Below are 3,624 nucleotides of genomic sequence, written 5' to 3'. Positions count from 1 at the left end.
CGATGGGGGAGGTCACCGCCGCCGTGGTCGCCGGGGCGCTGAGCCCCCGCGACGGCCTGCGCGTCATCACCACCCGCTCGCGGCTGATGGCCAGGCTGTCCGGGCAGGGCGCGATGGCCCTGCTCGAGCTGGACCCCGACGGCGCCGCCGAGCTGGTCGCCGAGCACCCGCAGCTCACGTTGGCGGTCTACGCCTCACCCCGGCAGACGGTGGTCGCCGGCCCGCCCGAACAGGTCGACGCGGTGATCGGGGCGGTCGCCGCCCGGGACCGGTTGGCGCGGCGCATCGAGGTGGACGTGGCATCGCACCATCCGATCATCGACCCGGTCCTGCCGGAATTGCGTGCGGCGCTGGCCGATCTGGCGCCGCGCCGGCCCAGCATCCCGATCATCACGACGACCGGCGCGGCGCCGACGTTCGACGCCGACTACTGGGCGGCCAACCTGCGCAACCCGGTGCGCTTCACCCAGGCGGTGGCCGAGGCGGGCGCCGAGCACGGCACGTTCGTCGAAGTCAGCCCGCACCCGGTGCTGACCTACGCGATCAGCGACACCCTGGCCGACGTCCATCACCACAGCCTCGGGACCCTGGCCCGCGACACCGACGACACGCTCACCTTCCACACCAACCGCAACGCCGCCCACACCGTCGCACCGCCCGCCACCGACCACCCGGGCGGGCCCGCCCCGGTGCTGCCGAGCACGCCCTGGCAGCACACCCGGCACTGGGTGACTCCCGCCGACCGCCCGGCCGCCGCCGGAGCGGCACCGGCGCCCGGCACGCTGCTCGGCGCGCGCATCGACCTCGCCGCGACGGCAGCCTGGCTGTGGCAGGCGAACCTGGCGCCGGAGACCAAGCCGTACCCGGGCTGTCACCGCCTGCACGGCGTGGATGTGGTCCCGTTGTCGGTGCTGCTGCAGACGCTGTCGGCCGCGGCCCGCGAAGCGGGGGCGGCGGCGGTGTCCGACGTCCGGTTCGAGCACCCCATCGTCGTGGACCGGCCGCGGGCGATCCAGGTGCTCGCCACCGACGAGTCGGTCACCGTGTCGTCGCGAGCGGCGAGCGACGCCCCCTGGGTCCGGCACGCCGGCGGCCTGCCGGTGTCGTCCGCGCCCGACGGCGCCGAGCCGGCCGGCGCCCCGGCCGGCGAAGCGGAAACCCGCTCGACCACCGAGCTCTTCCAGCAGTGGGGCGTCGAGGGCCAGCCGTTCCCCTGGTCGATCGACGCGTTGCGGCACACCCCCGGCGGCGTCGTCGCCGACATCAGCCTGGCTGAGCCGGCCGAGCCGTCGGTGGTGGCGCTGCTGGACGCGGCCGTACACGCCGCGCGCCTGGTGGACCGCGACAACCCCCGGCTCCTGGTCCCCTCCGCGGTCAAAAGTCTCTGGCTGGCAACCACTGTCAACGATCGGCGGGCGGTGGCGGAGATGCGCCGGCTGCCCGGTGCGACCGGCGAAGTCGTCGTCGACCTCGTCGTCAGGACACCCGATGGCGCCATGTGCGCGGACGTCCGCTCGCTGCGCTACACCGACGTGGAGTCCGGCTCGGCGGCGGGCGCCCACGACAGCGACCCGGCATCGCTGTCGCACGCGATCGACTGGCACCCCTGGCATGCCGACGGGGACGCAGCGGCCGCGCCCGGCCCGCTGGCCGTGGTCGGCGGCGACGGCGCCGACGCCACCGGGCTGGCCGACCGGCTCGCCGCCGCCGGGTACGCGCCGGCCGGGCTCGCCGAGGCCCGCTACGTCGTCTATCTCGCCGGTCCTGCGGCCGGCGACGCCGATATCGAGGGTGCCGCGAGGCTGGCGTCGCAGGTGACCGACCTCGTCCGCGAACTGGCCGGCCGCGGTGAGGACGATCCGGTGACGCTGTGGATCCTCACCCGCGGCGTCCGCGAGGCGGGCTCCGGGGAGGCCCTGCGCCACAGCGGCCTGTGGGGGCTGGCCGGGGTCATCGGCGCCGAGCACCCCGAGCTGTGGGGCGGGCTGGTCGACCTCGCGGCCGGCGACCACCCCGGCGACCGCGCCGTGCGGCTGACCGAGGCGCTGTCCCACCCGGCCAGGCGGATTTTGGCGCTGCGCGACGACGAATATCTCTCGGCGGCAATGGTTCCCGTCGCCGGCGAACCGGTGCGCGGACCGCTGCGGTGCCGGCCCGACGCGGCATACCTGATCACCGGTGGCATGGGGGCGCTCGGACTGCTGATGGCCGGCTGGCTCGCGGACCGCGGCGCGCGCCGCCTGGTGCTGGCGGGACGCACCCCGCTGCCGCCGCGCCGCGACTGGGACGGCAGCGACGATCCGGCGGCGCGGCACAAGGTCACCGCGATCCGGGACCTGGAGCGCCGGGGCGTCTCGGTCGATGCCGTCACGCTCGACGTCGGCTCGCCCGGGGCGGTGCGGGAGTTGTTGGCCAGGCGCGATCGGGACGGGGCGCCCCCGATCCGCGGCGTCATCCACGCCGCCGGCATCACCGACAGCAGGCTGCTCACCGAGACGGCGCAGGACACCTTGCGGCGGGTCATGTGGCCGAAGATCGCCGGCGCGCAGGCGCTGCACCTGGCCTTCCCGCCGGGCCGGCTCGACTTCTTCTTCCTGACCGCCTCGGCCGGAACGGTTTTCGGCGTCCCGGGCCAGGGCGCATACGCGGCGGCCAACGCCTACCTGGACTGCTTGGCGCGAAGCAGGCATCGGCAGGGCTGCCACGCCCTGAGCCTGGACTGGGTGGCGTGGGAGGGGCTCGGCTTCGCCGCCGACGCGGCCATCACCATCGGCGAACTCGAACGGCTGGGGTCGCGACCGGTCAGCCCGGGCGAGGCCTTCGCCGCCTGGGACTACGTCGCGCGCCACGACGTCGCGCAGGCGGTGATCGCGCCGATGACGTCGGCCGACACCGGCGGGCGCCGCACGCCGGCGCCCGCCACGGCATGGTCGGGGTGGACCGGCGCCGCTCTGCTGCGCGAACTCGAGACCGCGCTACGCACGGTCCTGGCCCGCGAACTCCGGCTCACGGAGGCCGAACTCGAATCGGACCGGCCGTTCGCGGAGCTGGGACTCAACTCGGTGATGGCGATGTCGATCCGGCGAGAGGTCGAGCAGTTCGCGGGGATGCAACTGTCCGCGACCATGCTGTGGAACCACCCGACGATCGCCTCGTTGTCGGCATTTCTCGCGAAAAAGATTGCACCACAGACTGATTCGACACAAGAAACGGAGGAAACAGCCACGCCGGCCGACAGTGTGCTCGACGCGCTGTTCGACAGTGTGGAGTCCGCGTGATGGCGAACACTCATACTGCCGACGAGCTGCGGCGCTGGCTGATCGACTATCTCGTCACCAACATCGGCTGCGACCGTGGTGACATCGACCTGAACGCGTCGTTCGCCGACCTGGGGGTCGGTTCCCGCGCCGCCGTGGTGCTGTCGGGCGAACTCGCCGAACTGGCCGGTCGCGCAATATCGCCCGTGGAGATGTGGCAGCACCCGACGATCGACGACCTCGTCGAGTTCCTGACCAACCCGGAAGCCGGCAACCGTGCGGTCGAGTCGGGGGATTCGGTGGTGCGCAGTGATGAGCCGATCGCGGTGGTGGGGATGGGTTGCCGGTTGCCCGGTGGTGTGGACGG

General features: G+C 73.8%; 2 protein-coding genes. Both read left to right on the top strand.

Annotation, left to right across the window (positions count from 1 at the left end):
* On the top strand, nucleotides 1-3,278 hold a 3,278-nt coding region (locus FPZ47_RS26860), incomplete at its 5' end, for a KR domain-containing protein (RefSeq protein WP_144957243.1).
* On the top strand, nucleotides 3,278-3,624 hold a 347-nt coding region (locus FPZ47_RS26855), incomplete at its 3' end, for an acyl carrier protein (RefSeq protein WP_144957240.1). The genes FPZ47_RS26860 and FPZ47_RS26855, both read left to right, overlap by 1 nt.

The sequence above is a fragment of the Mycobacterium helveticum genome (assembly GCF_007714205.1).
Taxonomy (GTDB): domain Bacteria; phylum Actinomycetota; class Actinomycetes; order Mycobacteriales; family Mycobacteriaceae; genus Mycobacterium; species Mycobacterium helveticum.
The sequence above is the reverse complement of the archived record's forward strand: the minus strand, read 5'-3'. Positions and strand labels throughout refer to the sequence as shown.